General features: G+C 64.9%; 23 protein-coding genes. All 23 read right to left on the bottom strand.

Annotated elements, in window-relative coordinates; all coding sequences use genetic code 11:
* Positions 1-27: 27 nt before the first annotated feature.
* Positions 28-510: a 30S ribosomal protein S9 gene (gene rpsI / locus EV379_RS02370; protein ID WP_130504735.1), complete on the bottom strand. Its 483-nt coding sequence runs from the start codon at positions 508-510 to the stop codon at positions 28-30.
* A 52-nt stretch (positions 511-562) separates the two neighbouring features.
* On the bottom strand, positions 563-1009 hold the full coding sequence (rplM, locus tag EV379_RS02365) for a 50S ribosomal protein L13 (RefSeq protein WP_130504734.1): 447 nt from the start codon (positions 1007-1009) through the stop codon (positions 563-565).
* A gap of 194 nt (positions 1010-1203) precedes the next feature.
* Positions 1204-2106 (bottom strand): tRNA pseudouridine(38-40) synthase TruA, encoded by a 903-nt coding sequence (truA, locus tag EV379_RS02360; protein ID WP_423203254.1) that lies wholly within the window; start codon positions 2104-2106, stop codon positions 1204-1206.
* A 161-nt stretch (positions 2107-2267) separates the two neighbouring features.
* Complete coding sequence (gene rplQ, locus EV379_RS02355) at positions 2268-2786, bottom strand: 50S ribosomal protein L17 (RefSeq protein WP_130504733.1); 519 nt, start codon at positions 2784-2786, stop codon at positions 2268-2270.
* Between the two features lie 66 nt (positions 2787-2852).
* On the bottom strand, positions 2853-3842 hold the full coding sequence (locus EV379_RS02350; protein WP_055834620.1) for a DNA-directed RNA polymerase subunit alpha: 990 nt from the start codon (positions 3840-3842) through the stop codon (positions 2853-2855).
* Between the two features lie 160 nt (positions 3843-4002).
* On the bottom strand, positions 4003-4401 hold the full coding sequence (gene rpsK, locus EV379_RS02345; RefSeq protein WP_047405459.1) for a 30S ribosomal protein S11: 399 nt from the start codon (positions 4399-4401) through the stop codon (positions 4003-4005).
* A 42-nt stretch (positions 4402-4443) separates the two neighbouring features.
* Complete coding sequence (gene rpsM / locus EV379_RS02340) at positions 4444-4818, bottom strand: 30S ribosomal protein S13 (RefSeq protein ID WP_047405457.1); 375 nt, start codon at positions 4816-4818, stop codon at positions 4444-4446.
* Positions 4819-4968: 150 nt separating this feature from the next.
* The gene (gene rpmJ / locus EV379_RS02335) at positions 4969-5085 is read right to left on the bottom strand and encodes a 50S ribosomal protein L36 (RefSeq protein ID WP_047405455.1); all 117 of its coding nucleotides are present in this window, start codon (positions 5083-5085) and stop codon (positions 4969-4971) included.
* A 69-nt stretch (positions 5086-5154) separates the two neighbouring features.
* Positions 5155-5376: a translation initiation factor IF-1 gene (gene infA, locus EV379_RS02330; RefSeq protein WP_021759551.1), complete on the bottom strand. Its 222-nt coding sequence runs from the start codon at positions 5374-5376 to the stop codon at positions 5155-5157.
* Between the two features lie 156 nt (positions 5377-5532).
* Entirely contained in the window at positions 5533-7215 is a 1683-nt protein-coding gene (gene ptsP, locus EV379_RS02325) for a phosphoenolpyruvate--protein phosphotransferase (protein ID WP_130504732.1), read from the bottom strand.
* A gap of 94 nt (positions 7216-7309) precedes the next feature.
* Positions 7310-8161 (bottom strand): type I methionyl aminopeptidase, encoded by an 852-nt coding sequence (gene map, locus EV379_RS02320; RefSeq protein WP_130504731.1) that lies wholly within the window; start codon positions 8159-8161, stop codon positions 7310-7312.
* 8 nt (positions 8162-8169) lie between these two features.
* Complete coding sequence (locus EV379_RS02315; protein WP_130504730.1) at positions 8170-8814, bottom strand: adenylate kinase; 645 nt, start codon at positions 8812-8814, stop codon at positions 8170-8172.
* Positions 8811-10133 carry a preprotein translocase subunit SecY gene (gene secY / locus EV379_RS02310; RefSeq protein WP_130504729.1) on the bottom strand — a complete coding sequence of 441 codons (1323 nt, stop codon included), beginning with the start codon at positions 10131-10133 and terminating at the stop codon, positions 8811-8813. Before secY ends, EV379_RS02315 begins: the two co-directional genes overlap by 4 nt.
* Before the next feature lie 124 nt (positions 10134-10257).
* Entirely contained in the window at positions 10258-10854 is a 597-nt protein-coding gene (rplO, locus tag EV379_RS02305) for a 50S ribosomal protein L15 (RefSeq protein WP_130504728.1), read from the bottom strand.
* Positions 10854-11039, bottom strand: a complete 186-nt coding sequence (gene rpmD, locus EV379_RS02300) for a 50S ribosomal protein L30 (protein WP_047405444.1) — start codon at positions 11037-11039, stop codon at positions 10854-10856. The genes rplO and rpmD overlap by 1 nt, the downstream gene beginning before the upstream one ends.
* On the bottom strand, positions 11039-11707 hold the full coding sequence (rpsE, locus tag EV379_RS02295) for a 30S ribosomal protein S5 (protein ID WP_130504727.1): 669 nt from the start codon (positions 11705-11707) through the stop codon (positions 11039-11041). Before rpsE ends, rpmD begins: the two co-directional genes overlap by 1 nt.
* Positions 11708-11730: 23 nt before the next feature.
* Positions 11731-12102 (bottom strand): 50S ribosomal protein L18, encoded by a 372-nt coding sequence (gene rplR, locus EV379_RS02290; protein ID WP_130504726.1) that lies wholly within the window; start codon positions 12100-12102, stop codon positions 11731-11733.
* A 2-nt stretch (positions 12103-12104) separates the two neighbouring features.
* Positions 12105-12641 (bottom strand): 50S ribosomal protein L6, encoded by a 537-nt coding sequence (gene rplF / locus EV379_RS02285; protein WP_130504725.1) that lies wholly within the window; start codon positions 12639-12641, stop codon positions 12105-12107.
* A gap of 6 nt (positions 12642-12647) precedes the next feature.
* The gene (gene rpsH / locus EV379_RS02280; RefSeq protein WP_130504724.1) at positions 12648-13046 is read right to left on the bottom strand and encodes a 30S ribosomal protein S8; all 399 of its coding nucleotides are present in this window, start codon (positions 13044-13046) and stop codon (positions 12648-12650) included.
* Between the two features lie 139 nt (positions 13047-13185).
* Positions 13186-13764: a 50S ribosomal protein L5 gene (rplE, locus tag EV379_RS02275; RefSeq protein ID WP_130504723.1), complete on the bottom strand. Its 579-nt coding sequence runs from the start codon at positions 13762-13764 to the stop codon at positions 13186-13188.
* Positions 13764-14123 carry a 50S ribosomal protein L24 gene (gene rplX, locus EV379_RS02270; RefSeq protein ID WP_130504722.1) on the bottom strand — a complete coding sequence of 120 codons (360 nt, stop codon included), beginning with the start codon at positions 14121-14123 and terminating at the stop codon, positions 13764-13766. Before rplX ends, rplE begins: the two co-directional genes overlap by 1 nt.
* Positions 14124-14126: 3 nt before the next feature.
* The gene (rplN, locus tag EV379_RS02265; RefSeq protein ID WP_047405432.1) at positions 14127-14495 is read right to left on the bottom strand and encodes a 50S ribosomal protein L14; all 369 of its coding nucleotides are present in this window, start codon (positions 14493-14495) and stop codon (positions 14127-14129) included.
* A gap of 33 nt (positions 14496-14528) precedes the next feature.
* Entirely contained in the window at positions 14529-14834 is a 306-nt protein-coding gene (gene rpsQ, locus EV379_RS02260) for a 30S ribosomal protein S17 (RefSeq protein WP_130504721.1), read from the bottom strand.

Raw genomic sequence — 14834 nt, 5'->3', positions numbered from 1 at the left:
TGCCTGATACTCCGATGAAAGCGCTGGTTAGCGCTTCGAGAACTGCGAGGCCTTGCGGGCCTTCTTGAGACCAGCCTTCTTGCGCTCGATGACGCGAGCGTCACGAGTGAGGAAGCCGGCCTTCTTCAGGATCGCGCGGTTGTTCTCGCGGTCGATCTCGTTGAGCGCACGAGCGATGGCGAGACGCAGTGCGCCTGCCTGACCCGAGGGGCCGCCACCGGTGATCTTGGCGACCACGTCGTAGCTGCCGACGAGGTCGAGCACCTTGAAGGGGTCGGTGATCAGCTGCTGGTGCAGCTTGTTGGGGAAGTACTCGGCGAACTCACGCTTGTTCACGCTGAGCGTGCCCGAGCCGGGAACGAGGCGCACGCGGGCGATGGCCTGCTTGCGACGTCCGACGGCTGCGCCGCCAACGTTCAGCACTGCGCGGGGAGCCTTGGGGGCTGCCTCGGCCGGCGTCTCGGTGGAGTAGCTCTCCGGAGAGTCAATCTGGTCTGCGATCTTAGCCACGATGGTGGTAATCCTTTGTCTTAGAAGTCGAGAAGTCTGGGACCGGGAGGCTCTACTGAGCGACCTGGGTCAGGGTGTACGGCACCGGCTGCTGCGCGGCGTGCGGGTGCTCGGAGCCTGCGTAGACCTTGAGCTTCTTGAGCTGAGCGCGACCGATGGAGTTCTTCGGAAGCATTCCGCGGATGGCCTTCTCGACTGCGCGCTCAGGGTTCTTCTCGAGCAGCTCGGAGTAGCTGACGGCCGTGAGGCCGCCCGGGTAGCCCGAGTGGCGGTAGGCCTTCTTCTGGTCGAGCTTGGAGCCGGTCAGGGCGACCTTGTCGGCGTTGATGATGATGACGAAGTCACCCATGTCCATGTGGGGGGTGAATGTCGCCTTGTTCTTGCCGCGGAGGATTACGGCTGCGTGGCTGGCGAGGCGGCCGAGAACGACGTCAGTTGCGTCAATGATGACCCAACTGCGCGAAACTTCGGAAGCCTTCGGGGTGTAAGTGCGCGTCACTGTAGTGGCTGCTTTCTGTGTCGAACGGAGGTGTTCGTGAATCCCGCTCCGGGCGTGTTCGTATGTGGAACACAAACGATGGAGGGCTCACGTTCGCGGGCTCGGCCAGCAAGCCGAGACACCAAGGATCAATAATAGACGCTCGGCGGCGCGCTGGCAATTCGAGCGGATGCCGGGCGGGCGGCGTCGCCGGCCTAGAGCGCGCGGTGCGCGCGCGTCTCCGCAGCCCGCAACGCGAGGGCGGCGTCATCCGGGTATCCGATCTCGGTGAGCACCAGGCCGCGGGCCGGCATCACCTTGAACGCCGCGGTGCGCTCGCGTGCGTCGCGCAGCTCGATCAGCCGCGCGGGCGTGAGCCGGCCGACGCCGACCGCGACGCAGCCGCCGACGAGGGCACGGACCATGCTGTGGCAGAAGGCATCGGCCTGCAGCGAGGCGATGAGCACCCCCTGCTCGTCCCGCCGCCAGTAGAAGCTCTGCAGCGTGCGGATCGTCGTTGCGCGTGGCTTCGGCTTGCAGTAGGCGGCGAAGTCGTGCAGCCCGCACAGCTCCTGGGCGACCTCGTCCATCGGCTCAAGCCAGTGCCGGCTGGGGAGCCAGGTGGTGCGAAACCGCTGCAGCGGGTCGCGCTCGGACTCCGCGTCGGCGATGCGGTACTCGTAGCGGCGCCAGAGCGCGCCGAATCGCGCATCGAAGCCGGGCGGGGCGAGCCGCGCCGCCCGGATGACGATGTCGCCCTTCTGGCTCAGGATGCCGTTCAGGCGCCGTGCCAGCGCGATCGCGGCGTCGCTGTCCGCCGCACGGGCGTTGCGCCCCCTGGCCGGGCTCAGCACGCTGGCCGCCTGCGCCTCCGTGAGGTCGACGTGCGCGACCTGTCCGGTCGCGTGCACACCGGCGTCGGTGCGGCCGGCGACGACGAGTCGGGGTGTCGGCGGGTTGCGGCGCAGGATCGACCCGAGCGCCGCCTCGATCTCGCCCTGGACGGTGCGCAGCACCGGCTGGACCGCCCAGCCGCTGAAGTTCGTGCCGTCGTAGGCGATGTCCAGCCGGAGTCGGACGCTGCCTGGGGCCAGTCGCGTCACCGCATCGTCGTCGATCGGGTCTGGCTCGGGGGCTGCGTACTGCTCAGTCACGGCATCCAGTCTAGGAGAGCCGGCAGGCCGGATTTCGTGACGCGGCCCACCGTCTGAGGGGAACGACGAAGGGCCCCGAACTCGCGTTCGGGGCCCTTCGGGTGAAGCGGGGTATGGCAGGCGCCTTATTCGGCGGCCTTCTCCTCGGCCGGAGCCTCGGTTGCCTCGGCCTCGACGACCTCGACGGTCTCCTCAGCCTCGACGACCTCGGCCGGAGCCTCAGCAGCAGGAGCCGCGGCAGCCGCTGCAGCAGCGGCCTTCTTGGCGGACTTCGGCTTGGCGACGACGGGCTCGAGGACGAGCTCGATCTGGACCATGGGGGCGTTGTCACCCTTGCGGAAGCCGAGCTTGGTGATGCGCGTGTAGCCACCTTCGCGCTCTGCAACCTGCGGAGCGATCACGGTGAAGAGCTCGTGCACGACGGTCTTGTCACCGATCGACGCGAGGACGCGGCGGCGGGCGTGCAGGTCGCCACGCTTCGCGAAGGTGACGAAGCGCTCGGCCACGGGCTGCAGGCGCTTGGCCTTGGTCTCCGTGGTCTTGATCGACTTGTGCGTGAACAGGGCGGCAGCCAGGTTGGCGAGCATGAGGCGCTCGTGTGCCGGACCGCCTCCGAGGCGGGGGCCCTTAGTAGGCTTAGGCATTTTTTATGTCTCCAGTATCAAATGTGGTGGGAAGCTCTGCGACGAGCCACGGGTAGCGCGGAAGCGCTAGTTGGTCTCGTCTTCGAAGCCGCTGTAGAAGTGAGCGCCGTCGAATCCAGGAACGGAGTCCTTGAGCGACAGGCCGAGCTCTACGAGCTTGTCCTTGACCTCATCCACCGACTTCTGTCCGAAGTTGCGGATGTTCATGAGCTGGGTCTCCGAGAGGGCGACCAGTTCGCTCACGTTGTTGATGCCTTCGCGCTTGAGGCAGTTGTACGAGCGCACCGAGAGGTCGAGGTCTTCGATCGGGATCGACAGCTCGCTCGAGAGCACGGCGTCGACGGGAGCCGGGCCGATCTCGATGCCCTCTGCGGCGGTGTTCAGCTCGCGAGCGAGGCCGAACAGCTCGGTCAGCGTACGACCAGCGGATGCGATTGCATCGCGCGGGCTGATGGCCGACTTGGTCTCGACGTCGACCACGAGGCGGTCGAAGTCGGTGCGCTCACCGGCACGAGTTGCCTCGACGCGGTAGGTCACCTTGAGAACGGGCGAGTAGATCGAGTCGACCGGAATCTGGCCGGCCTCGGAGTACTCGTTGCGGTTCTGCGTGGCGGACACGTAGCCGCGGCCGCGCTCGATGGTGAGCTCGAGCTCGAACTTGGCGGTGTCGTTGAGCGTCGCGATGACGAGCTCGGGGTTGTGCACCTCGACACCGGCCGGAGCCGAGATGTCGGCGGCGGTGACCTCACCGGCGCCCTGCTTGCGCAGGTAGGCGGTGATGGGCTCGTCGTGCTCGCTGGAGACAACGAGGCCCTTGATGTTCAAGATGATCTCGGTGACGTCTTCCTTCACACCGGGAACGGTGCTGAATTCGTGGAGAACGCCATCAATGCGGATGCTGGTGACAGCAGCGCCGGGGATCGAGGAAAGCAGGGTGCGGCGAAGCGAGTTGCCGAGGGTGTAACCGAAGCCGGGCTCGAGGGGCTCGATGACGAACCGCGAGCGGAATTCGGAAATGTTCTCTTCGGTGAGCGTTGGACGCTGTGCAATAAGCACTATTGATTCCTTTCGGCTAAGTGTCCGCTATATGACACTTGCGTTGTCGACCGGGTAGCTGGCCCGGCGTTGTTGAATTGTGTAAGGAACTTTCCACGGCCCGAGCCTGCCGGGCTCCCCGGAGGGGGCCAGGCAGGCTCAGACTGCAGCGAAGAGTGCTTTAAACGCGGCGACGCTTGGGCGGGCGGCATCCGTTGTGCGCCTGCGGCGTCACATCGTTGATGGAGCCAACCTCGAGGCCTGCGGCCTGAAGCGAACGAATCGCCGTCTCGCGACCCGAACCCGGGCCCTTGACGAAGACGTCAACCTTCTTCATGCCGTGCTCCTGCGCCTGACGCGCAGCCGACTCGGCGGCGAGCTGAGCGGCGAAGGGGGTCGACTTACGCGAACCCTTGAAGCCGACGGCTCCCGACGAAGCCCAGCTGATAACAGCTCCGCTGGGGTCGGTGATCGAAACGATCGTGTTGTTGAACGTGCTCTTGATGTGGGCCTGGCCCACAGCAATGTTCTTCTTTTCTTTCTTACGCGGCTTCCGTGCGGCCGACTTTGGTGCTGCCATGATTTCTCCTGAATCCTAGAGGCGAGGTTCGCTGGCCGAGGCCTAGCGAGCCTTCTTCTTGCCGGCGACGGTGCGCTTCGGGCCCTTGCGGGTACGAGCGTTGGTCTTGGTGCGCTGTCCGCGCACGGGCAGGCCGCGACGGTGGCGGATGCCCTCGTAGGATCCGATCTCAACCTTGCGGCGGATGTCGGCGGCGACCTCGCGGCGAAGGTCACCTTCTACCTTGAAGTTGCCTTCGATGTAGTCACGAAGTGCGACGAGCTGGTCGTCGCTGAGGTCCTTGACGCGGATGTTTCCGTCGATCTCGGTGTCAGCGAGGGTCTTGAGCGCGCTTGTGCGCCCAACACCGTAAATGTAGGTCAGTGCGATCTCCACGCGCTTTTCGCGCGGGATGTCTACGCCTGCGAGACGTGCCATGGTGGCTGCTCCTTGAGGTGAGTGGAGGTGTGGTGCATTCTCGGTGCCACGGCCTCCAACCGTGGGTGTCCGCCTCGCGTCAGACGCTCAGCTTCTTGAGAATGCGATTTCGGTGTTGAATTGTGTATCTGCCCCGTGAAGGAGAAGAGACTAGCCCTGACGCTGCTTGTGGCGCGGGTTGCTCTTGCAGATGACCATGACGCGGCCGTTGCGGCGAATCACCTTGCAGTGCTCGCAGATCGGCTTGACGCTGGGGTTGACCTTCATTGTGGTTCCTTGTTTTTCGCTGTCTTCGTACTCGCGGGATGCCGCGAGCCGTTACTTAACAGCAGCCCGTTACTTGTAGCGGTAAACGATCCGACCACGGGTCAGGTCGTAGGGGCTCAGCTCCACAATCACGCGGTCCTCTGGGAGGATGCGGATGTAGTGCTGACGCATCTTGCCCGAGATGTGAGCAAGAACCTTGTGTCCGTTGGTGAGCTCTACGCGAAACATCGCGTTGGGCAGAGCTTCTACCACCGAGCCCTCGATTTCGATGACGCCGTCTTTTTTGGCCATAGCCTCTTCGTCGCTAATAAGTAATTGGATGCTGATCGTGCGTTATTCGGTGTTTTCATCCGAACGGGAACCGCCGAATGAGGCACGCTGAACGTGCATAAAACACCAAGGGTCAATCTTATGGGATGAACCCGGGATTTGCCAAGTCAGGCTGTATTATCCGTCGCCGTCTCGTGCTGCGATGCCGGCGGCGAAGGCCCTGACCGCGGAGTGCGCCTCCGCGGCTCCCACCGCAGCAAGCGCGAGATCCGCCATCGCGGCCGCCTGGGCGGCGTCGAAGCGGAGCAGTGACGCGCGCACATCGGCGATGGCCGCCGATGACATCGACAGGCTCGTCGCTCCGAGCCCGACGAGCACGACGGCCAACAGCGGGTCGGCTGCGGCCTCGCCGCAGATGCCGACGGGCTTGCCGAGGCCCCTGCCCGCGGCGCCGACCTCGGCGATCAGCCGGAGCACGGCCGGGTTCCACGGGCTCTGCAGGGCGGCGACGCTGCCGAGCAGGCGGTCGGCAGCGAGGGTGTACTGGGTGAGGTCGTTGGTGCCGATCGACGCGAAGTCGGTCGCCTGCAGCATCCGGTCGGCGAGCAGGGCCGCCGACGGCACCTCGATCATGACACCCGGTGTGCGGATGCCGAGCTCGCGGGCGAGCGCGGTGAAGTACTCGGCCTCCTCGACCGTGGCGACCATCGGCGCCATCACCCACAGCTCGGCGTTCGTCTCAGCGTCGGCGGCTGCGAGGGCCGTGAGCTGATCGCGCAGGATCTGTTCGTGCGCGCGGAGCGCACGGATGCCGCGCAGACCGAGTGCGGGATTGTCTTCGTGACCTGTGTCATCGTGCAGGAAGGCGAGCGGCTTGTCTGCGCCGGCATCGAGCACCCGCACGACCACCTTCTTGCCGTCGAAGGCCTGCAGCAGTCTGCCGTACTCGAGCTGCTGCTCCGCGACGGTCGGAGCGCTCGTGGCCTCGAGGAACAGGAACTCGGTGCGGAACAGGCCGACGCCCTCGGCGCCGGCGGCCACCGCACCGGCAGCCGCGTCAGCGGACCCGAGGTTCGCGAGCAACGGGACGGCCGTGCCGTCGGCCAGCCTCCCTGGCGTGAGCGGCGCAGCACGGCGGGCGTCGCGCTCGGCGCGCCTGGCCTCGGCTTCCGCGCGTTCCGCAGCCGTCGGCGCGAGCACGAGCACATCGTTCTCCGCGTCGACGATGACCTCGTCATCGTCGCTCAGCGCGCTCGCCCCCTCGGCCGCGACGACGGCGACGATGGCCTTGTCCCGTGCGAGGATCGCCGTGTGCGAGGTCGGGCCGCCTCCGATGGTCACGAGCGCGAGCACCTGATCGAGATCGAGCGTCGCGGTGTCGGCAGGAGCCAGGTCGCGCGCGACGAGCACGAAGGGGTGGCCGGGGTGCGGAACACCGGGGGCCTGCACGCCGAGGACCTCGGCGACGACCCGCTGCGACACGTCGTCGACGTCAACGGCGCGCTCGGCCATGTAGCCGCCGAGGGCAACGAGCTGCGCACGGTAGGCGGCATAGGCCTCGTGAACGGCCCGATCGGCTGTCTTGCCCGAGGCGATCCGCGCGTCAACGTCGCCCTCAAGCATGGGGTCTTCCGCGAACATCGCCTGTGCCTCGAGCACCTCGGATGCCGCGCCGCCCGCGAGCCCGCCGCGGCGGCGAAGCTCCGCGGCCACGGCACGCAGCGCGCGCTGTGCACGCTGCCGCTCGGCGTCCGCACCGATGGTGCTCGGGACATCTGCGGGATCAGGCAGTGGATCCGGCATCCGCACCACGGGGCCGATGGCGATTCCGGTGCCGATCCCGGTTCCGCTCACACGCATGAGCGCACTCCCCCGACTCGGACTCCGCTGTGTGCACACATCACGAGTGACCTCCAGTGCTGGGCTGCCGTCGACAACACCCTAGCCGCTGAACTCAGGGAATGGGAACGGGGGTGACGCCGAGCGGAGCCAGCTGCGCCGCTCCGCCGTCGACCGCGGTGAGCACCCAGATGCCACCACTGTGCACGGCAACGCTGTGCTCCCAGTGCGCCGCGTCGCCGCCGTCCTCCGTCGTGACAGTCCACTCGTCATCCTGCGTGAAGGTGTCGATGTCCCCCGCGACGACCATCGGCTCGATGGCGACGACCAGGCCGGCCTTGACCTCGGGGCCCTTCTGCCGGACGCGGTAGTTGAACACGGGCGGCTCCTCGTGCATGCTGCGCCCGATGCCGTGGCCGATGTAGTCGGTGAGGATCCCGTACGGCTCGTCGGAGCCCGGTGCCGGGTTGGCCTCGACATAACCCTGAACGGAGTCGCCGACCTCGTTGAGGTGGCGGGCACGTGCGAGCCGCGCGATGCCGTGCCAGAGCGACTGCTCCGTGACGTCGCTGAGGTGCTGCCGGGCCGCGACGAGCTCGGGGCGCGCTGGATCGGGGACGACCACCGTGAACGCGGAGTCACCGCTCCACCCGGCGACGTCGGCTCCGCCGTCGACGGAGACGATGTCACCGGGTTCGAGCGGGCGGGTGCTCGGGATTCCGTGCACGACATCGGCGTTCACCGAGATGCACAGGGTGTGGCGGTAGCCGGGGACGAGCTTGAAGTTCGAGACACCGCCGGCCGCGATGATCGCGGCCTCGGCGATGCCGTCGAGCTCCAGCGGCGTGATGCCGGGCCGGATGTTGCTGCGGACGGCCGCCAGGCCGGCCGCGGTCACGAGACCGGGCGCGACCATCTGCCGGAGTTCGGCAGCCGACTTGTAGATCGACGTGCGGCGAAAGCCCATCGAGCGGCCTAGGACGCGGCGGCGACGTCGGAGTCGGCGACGCCGATTCCCGCGGCCTGCAGCGCTGCGCTGATGCGGTCGCCGACTTCATCGACGTTGCCGAGGCCGTCGACGTCGATCAGCAGGCCACGCTCACGGAAGACCTCAACCAGCGGAGCGGTCTCGCGGGCGTACACCTCCTGGCGGTGCCGGATGGCTTCCTCGGTGTCGTCTGCACGACCCTGCTCGAGCGCGCGCTTGGAGAGACGCGCGATGATCTCCTCCTGGTCGGCGACGAGGCGGATCACGGCCTCGAGAGGCTGACCCTTCTTCTCGAGGAGCCCGTCCAGGTAGTGCACCTGGTCGATCGTGCGCGGGTAGCCGTCGAGCAGGAAGCCGTTGGCGGCATCCTCCTCCTCGAGCCGGGCGGTCACGATCTCGTTCGTGAGCGAGTCGGGGACGTAGTCACCGGCATCGACGATCGCCTTGACGCGGAGACCGAGCTCCGTGCCGTTCTTGATGTGGAAGCGGAAGATGTCCCCGGTCGACACGTCGGGGATACCGAACGTCTCGCCGATGCGCTTCGCCTGAGTTCCTTTGCCCGCGCCGGGAGGACCGACGATCAGGAGGCGTGCGCCTCGGGCGATGTTGCGTTCTGCGGCGGTTTTGCTCATCGCAGCAACCCTTCGTAGTGACGCTGCTGCAGCTGCGAGTCGATCTGCTTGACCGTCTCGAGACCAACACCAACGATGATCAAGATGGAGGCGCCGCCGAACGGGAAGTTCTGGTCGGCACCGACCGCAGAGAACGCGACCAGCGGCAACAGGGCGATGATACCCAGGTAGAGCGAGCCGGGAAGCGTGATGCGGGTGAGCACATAGTCGAGGTACTCGGCGGTGGGTCGACCGGCACGGATGCCGGGGATGAAGCCACCGTACTTCTTCATGTTGTCGGCGACCTCTTCGGGGTTGAAGGTGATCGCGACATAGAAGTAAGTGAATCCGACGATGAGCAGGAAGTACAGGAGCATGTACAGCGGCTGCCCGCCGCCGGTGAGGTTCGCGGTCACCCACAGCACCCAGGCCTGCGGCTCTTCGCCGGGGGCCGGCTGGTTGAACTGGGCGATCAGCGCGGGCAGGTAGAGCAGCGACGACGCGAAGATCACGGGGATGACGCCGGCCATGTTGACCTTGATCGGGATGTACGTGTTGTTTCCGCCGTAGGTGCGGCGGCCGACCATGCGCTTCGCGTACTGCACCGGGATTCTGCGCTGCGATTGCTCGACGAACACGACGGCTGCGACGACGACGAGGCCGACGGCGATCACGATGGCGAGCGTGTCCCAGCCCTTGGCCGACGCGATACGTCCGAGGGATGCCGGGAACTGTGCGGCGATCGAGGTGAAGATCAGCAGCGACATACCGTTGCCGACGCCGCGCTCGGTGATGAGCTCGCCCATCCACATGATGACACCGGTACCGGCGGTCATCGTGAGCACCATCAGCATGATTGCGTACCAGGCGTCGTTCGTCAGCAGCTGCGTGCAGGCGGCGTTGCCTGAGCTGCCGAAGAGAGCACCGCTGCGGGCAACGGTGATCAGCGTGGTGGACTGCAGGACCGCGAGGGCGATCGTGAGGTAGCGGGTGTACTGCGTCAGCGTTGACTGACCCGCCTGACCCTCCTTGTAGAGGGTCTCAAAGTGAGGGATGACCACGCGCAGCAGCTGCACGATGATCGAGGCCGTGATGTACGGCATGATGCCCAGTGCGAAGATGGAGAGCTGGAGGAGGGCTCCACCGCTGAACAGGTTGACGAGCTCGTAGAGGCCCGAGGTGTCGGAGTTGGCTGCCAGACACTGCTGCACGCTGTTGAAATCGACAAACGGGGCGGGGATGAACGAGCCCAGTCTGAAGAGGGCAACCATGCCCAAAGTGAAGCCGATCTTCTTCCGAAGGTCGGGCGTGCGGAAAATCCGCGCGATCGCGCTAAACACAAGGCCTCCTGTAATTCCGTGAAGAATCAGTCACTGCTCTCACACCCACTGTGTGAATCGAGCCTGCCGGGCCCCCACGAATACTACGCGAGGTCCCGACAGGCTCGTTACAACTACTGGTGTACTAGTTGATTGATCCGCCAGCGGCGACAATCTTAGCCTCGGCGGAGCCGGAGACCTTGTCGACCGTTACGTTCAGTTTAACTGCAATGTCGCCATCGCCGAGAACCTTGACCTTTTCGTTGTTGCGCACCGCACCCTTGGCGACGAGGTCGCTGATGGTGACGTCTCCACCGGTGGGGTAGAGCTCGGCGAGCTTGTCCAGGTTCACGACCTGGTACTCAACGCGGAACGGGTTCTTGAAGCCGCGGAGCTTCGGGGTGCGCATGTGCAGCGGCATCTGCCCACCCTCGAAGCCGATGCGGACCTGGTAGCGCGCCTTGGTTCCCTTGGTACCACGGCCAGCCGTCTTACCCTTGGAGCCTTCACCGCGGCCAACACGGGTGCGGTCCTTCTTCGCGCCGGGAGCCGGGCGGAGGTGGTGCACCTTGAGGACCTGCTCGCGTGCCTCGCCAGCCTCGGCCTTGACGGCCTTGGCCTTTGCGGGCGCCTTCTCGGCTGCAGCCTTGGCCGGAGCCTTGGTTGCTGCCTTAGCCGCGGTTGCCTTCTTAGGGGCAGCCTTGACGGCTTCCTTCTCTGCTGTTTCCTTGGCTTCAGCCATTAGTCAATCTCCTCGACCTTGACAAGGTGAGCGACAGTGTTGACGTAGCCGCGGTTCTGCGGGGTGTCTTCACGAACGACAACGTCACCGATGCGCTTGAGTCCCAGGCTGCGAAGCGTGTCGCGCTGGTTCTGCTTCTCACTAACTTTGGACTTGATCTGCGTAACCTTGAGCTGCGCGGCCATTAGGCACCTGCCTTCGCTGCTGCGGCAGCCTCGGCTGCCTGAGCCTCGGCACGCAGCAGACGGGCCGGAGCGACCTCGTCGTAGGCGAGCCCACGGCGAGCGGCAACGGCGCGAGGTTCCTCGAGCTGCTGCAGGGCTGCGACGGTTGCGTGCACGATGTTGATCGTGTTCGACGAACCGAGCGACTTGCTCAGCACGTCGTGGATGCCTGCACACTCGAGCACGGCGCGAACCGGGCCACCGGCGATAACACCGGTACCGGCAGCGGCCGGACGAAGCAGAACGACACCGGCTGCGGCCTCACCCTGCACGGGGTGCGGGATGGTGCTGCCGACGCGGGGGACGCGGAAGAAGTTCTTCTTGGCCTCTTCGACGCCCTTGGAGATAGCGGTCGGCACCTCGCGGGCCTTGCCATATCCAACACCGACGAGTCCGTTGCCGTCGCCGACGACGACGAGAGCGGTGAAGCTGAAGCGACGACCACCCTTGACGACCTTCGACACGCGGTTGATGGTGACAACGCGCTCCAGGAACTGGCTCTTCTCGGCGTCGCGGGCTCCACGCTCGCGGTTGGGGTTGCGCTCACGGCCGCCACGACGAGCTTCACGCTCGTTCTGTGCGGGTGCCGTCGATGCAGCGGTCTCCACCGGTGCCTCTACAACAGCCACCTCTTGCTCCTTAGTAATCTCGCTCACAGCTTGAGCCCTGCCTCTCGCGCTCCATCAGCGACAGCGGCTACGCGACCCGCGTACTTGCTGCCACCACGGTCAAAAACGACGGCGTCGATGCCAGCAGCCTGTGCACGCTCGGCGACGAGTGCGCCGATCTTGCGTGCCTTGGCCGTCTTGTCACCGTCGAAGGTACGCAGGTCTGCTTCCATGGTGGAAGCGGAAGCCAGCGTGTGGCCCTTGCTGTCGTCCACAACCTGTACGAATACGTGGCGTGCTGAACGGTTGACGATGAGGCGCGGACGAACCGCGGTGCCCTCGATCTTCTTGCGAAGTCGGGTGTGGCGACGGGTGCGCGCAGCCGACTTGCTCTTTCCTCTGGTTCCGAGACCCATGGTTACTTACCAGCCTTTCCGGCCTTACGACGGACAACCTCGCCGGCGTAGCGGATGCCCTTGCCCTTGTAGGGCTCCGGCTTCTTGATCTTGCGGATGTTGGCGGCAACCTCACCGACGGCCTGCTTGTCGATGCCTGCAACGGTGAGCTTGGTGTTGCCCTCGACCGTGAAGGTGATGCCCTCAGGAGCATCGACGGTGACGGGGTGCGAGAAGCCGAGGGCGAACTCGAGCGAGTTGCCCTTCTGCGCGACGCGGTAACCGGTACCGACGATCTCGAGGCCCTTGGAGTAACCCTCGGTGACGCCGATGATCTGGTTGGCGATCAGCGTACGGGTGAGGCCGTGCAGCGAACGCGATGCGCGCTCGTCGTCCGGACGGGTGACGAGAACCTGGTTCTCTTCGACCGTGGCCGTGATCGGGCTGGCGATGACGAGCGCGAGCTCGCCCTTCGGGCCCTTGACGGCAACATTCTGACCCGAGATCGTCACAGTGACGCCTGCGGGGATGTCAATGGGGAGTCGACCAATACGTGACATAGGTGATTACCACACGTAGGCGAGGACTTCCCCACCTACGCCCTTCTTCTCGGCCTGGCGGTCGGTGAGCAGACCGCTGGAGGTGGACAGAATGGCAACACCGAGGCCACCGAGGACGGTGGGGATTTCGGTCGACTTTGCGTAAACGCGAAGGCCGGGCTTCGAAACGCGCTTGATGCCAACGATCGAACGCTCGCGGTTGGGGCCGAACTTGAGGCTGAGCGTGAGGGTCTGGCCGACCTTCGCGTCGGTGACCTCGAAGCCGGCGATGTAACCCTCACGCTTGAGGATCTCGGCAATGTGCGACTTGAGCTTGCTGTGCGGCATGGCCACGGTGTCGTGGTACGCAGAGTTAGCGTTGCGCAGTCTGGTCAGCATATCTGCGACCGGATCTGTCATCGTCATAGGATGCATTTCCTTCGTTCACCAGGTTTCGACGCCCTTTACAAGAGTGCCGACCTGTGGTGCGAGAGCACGCGCGGATGCGTGTGCCCGGTAATCGGTTGGCCCGCTGCAAGCGCAACGAGCCAACCGATTGATACTACTAGGAGTTTTCGGCCGTCTTGAACGGGAAGCCGAGCGCCTTGAGCAGCGCGCGACCCTGTTCGTCGTTCTTGGCAGTCGTCACAACAGTGATGTCCATGCCGCGAACGCGGTCGATCTTGTCCTGGTCGATCTCGTGGAACATAACCTGCTCGGTCAGACCGAAGGTGTAGTTGCCATTGCCATCGAACTGCTTGTCCGACAGGCCGCGGAAGTCGCGGATGCGGGGCAGAGCCAGCGAAAGCGTGCGGTCGAGGAACTCCCACATACGGTCGCCACGGAGCGTGACGTGGGCGCCGATGGGCTGACCCTCGCGCAGCTTGAACTGAGCAATCGACTTGCGAGCCTTGGTGACCTGCGGCTTCTGACCGGTGATCTTGGTCAGGTCTGCAACAGCGCCGTCGATGATCTTGCCATCGCGGGCCGCCTCACCGACACCCATGTTCACAACGATCTTGACGAGACCCGGAATCTGGTGCACGTTCGTCAGGCCGAGGTCGGCCTTCAGCTGTGCAGAGAGTTCACCCTGGTACTTCGCCTTGAGACGCGGCTGGATTTTGCCAGTAGCGATGTCAGTCATTAGAGGTCCTTACCTGACTTCTTTGCGTAACGAACGCGGACCGTCTTGGTGACGCCGTCCTTCGTTACCTCTTCGTTGCGGAAGCCAACACGCGTGGGCTTCTTGGTCTCCGGGTCAACCAAAGCGACGTTCGACACGTGAATCGGTGCCTCGTGCTGCTCGATGCCGCCGGTCTTGGTGCCGCCCTGAGTCTGGCCGACGCGAACGTGCTTGGTGGCAAAGTTGACACCCTCCACGATCACGCGGTTCTTCTCAACGAGAACCTGAAGGACCTTGCCCTGCTTGCCGCGGTCGCCGCCCTTTTCCTGACGACGGCCGGTGATGACCTGAACCAGGTCACCCTTCTTGATGTTCGCCATGATTTAGATAACCTCCGGTGCCAGCGAGATGATCTTCATGAACTTCTTGTCACGAAGTTCACGGCCGACCGGTCCGAAGATACGGGTACCGCGGGGGTCACCGTCGTTCTTCAGGATCACAGCGGCGTTCTCATCGAACTTGATGTACGAACCGTCGGGACGACGGGTCTGCTTCTTGACGCGAACGACGACAGCCTTGACGACGTCGCCCTTCTTGACGTTGCCGCCAGGAATTGCGTCCTTGACGGTGGCGACGATGACGTCACCGATGCCGGCGTAACGACGGCCGGAGCCGCCGAGAACGCGAATGGTGAGCAGCTCTTTGGCGCCGGTGTTGTCGGCGACCTTGAGCCGTGATTCTTGCTGAAGCACTTCTAACTCCTTCTACGAAGCAAGCCCGGGGGCTTACTTGGCCTTCTCGAGGATCTCGACCAGGCGCCAGCGCTTGGAAGCGCTGAGGGGGCGGGTCTCGCTGATGACAACGAGGTCGCCGATGCCTGCGGCGTTGAGCTCGTCGTGAGCCTTCACCTTGGAGGTACGACGGATGACCTTGCCGTACAGAGGGTGCTTCACGCGGTCCTCGACCTCAACGACGATGGTCTTTTCCATCTTGTCGCTGGTGACGTAGCCACGACGGGTCTTGCGGTAGCCGCGGACGAGTTCAGCCGTCTCGGCGACCTCGGCTGCAGCAGCCTTCTTGGTCTCAGCCAT

Origin of the sequence: Microterricola gilva (genome assembly GCF_004217495.1) — a bacterium.
Classification (GTDB): Bacteria; Actinomycetota; Actinomycetes; order Actinomycetales; family Microbacteriaceae; genus Microterricola; species Microterricola gilva.
Note: the sequence above shows the minus strand (reverse complement) of the source record. Positions and strands in the feature narration are given on the sequence as shown.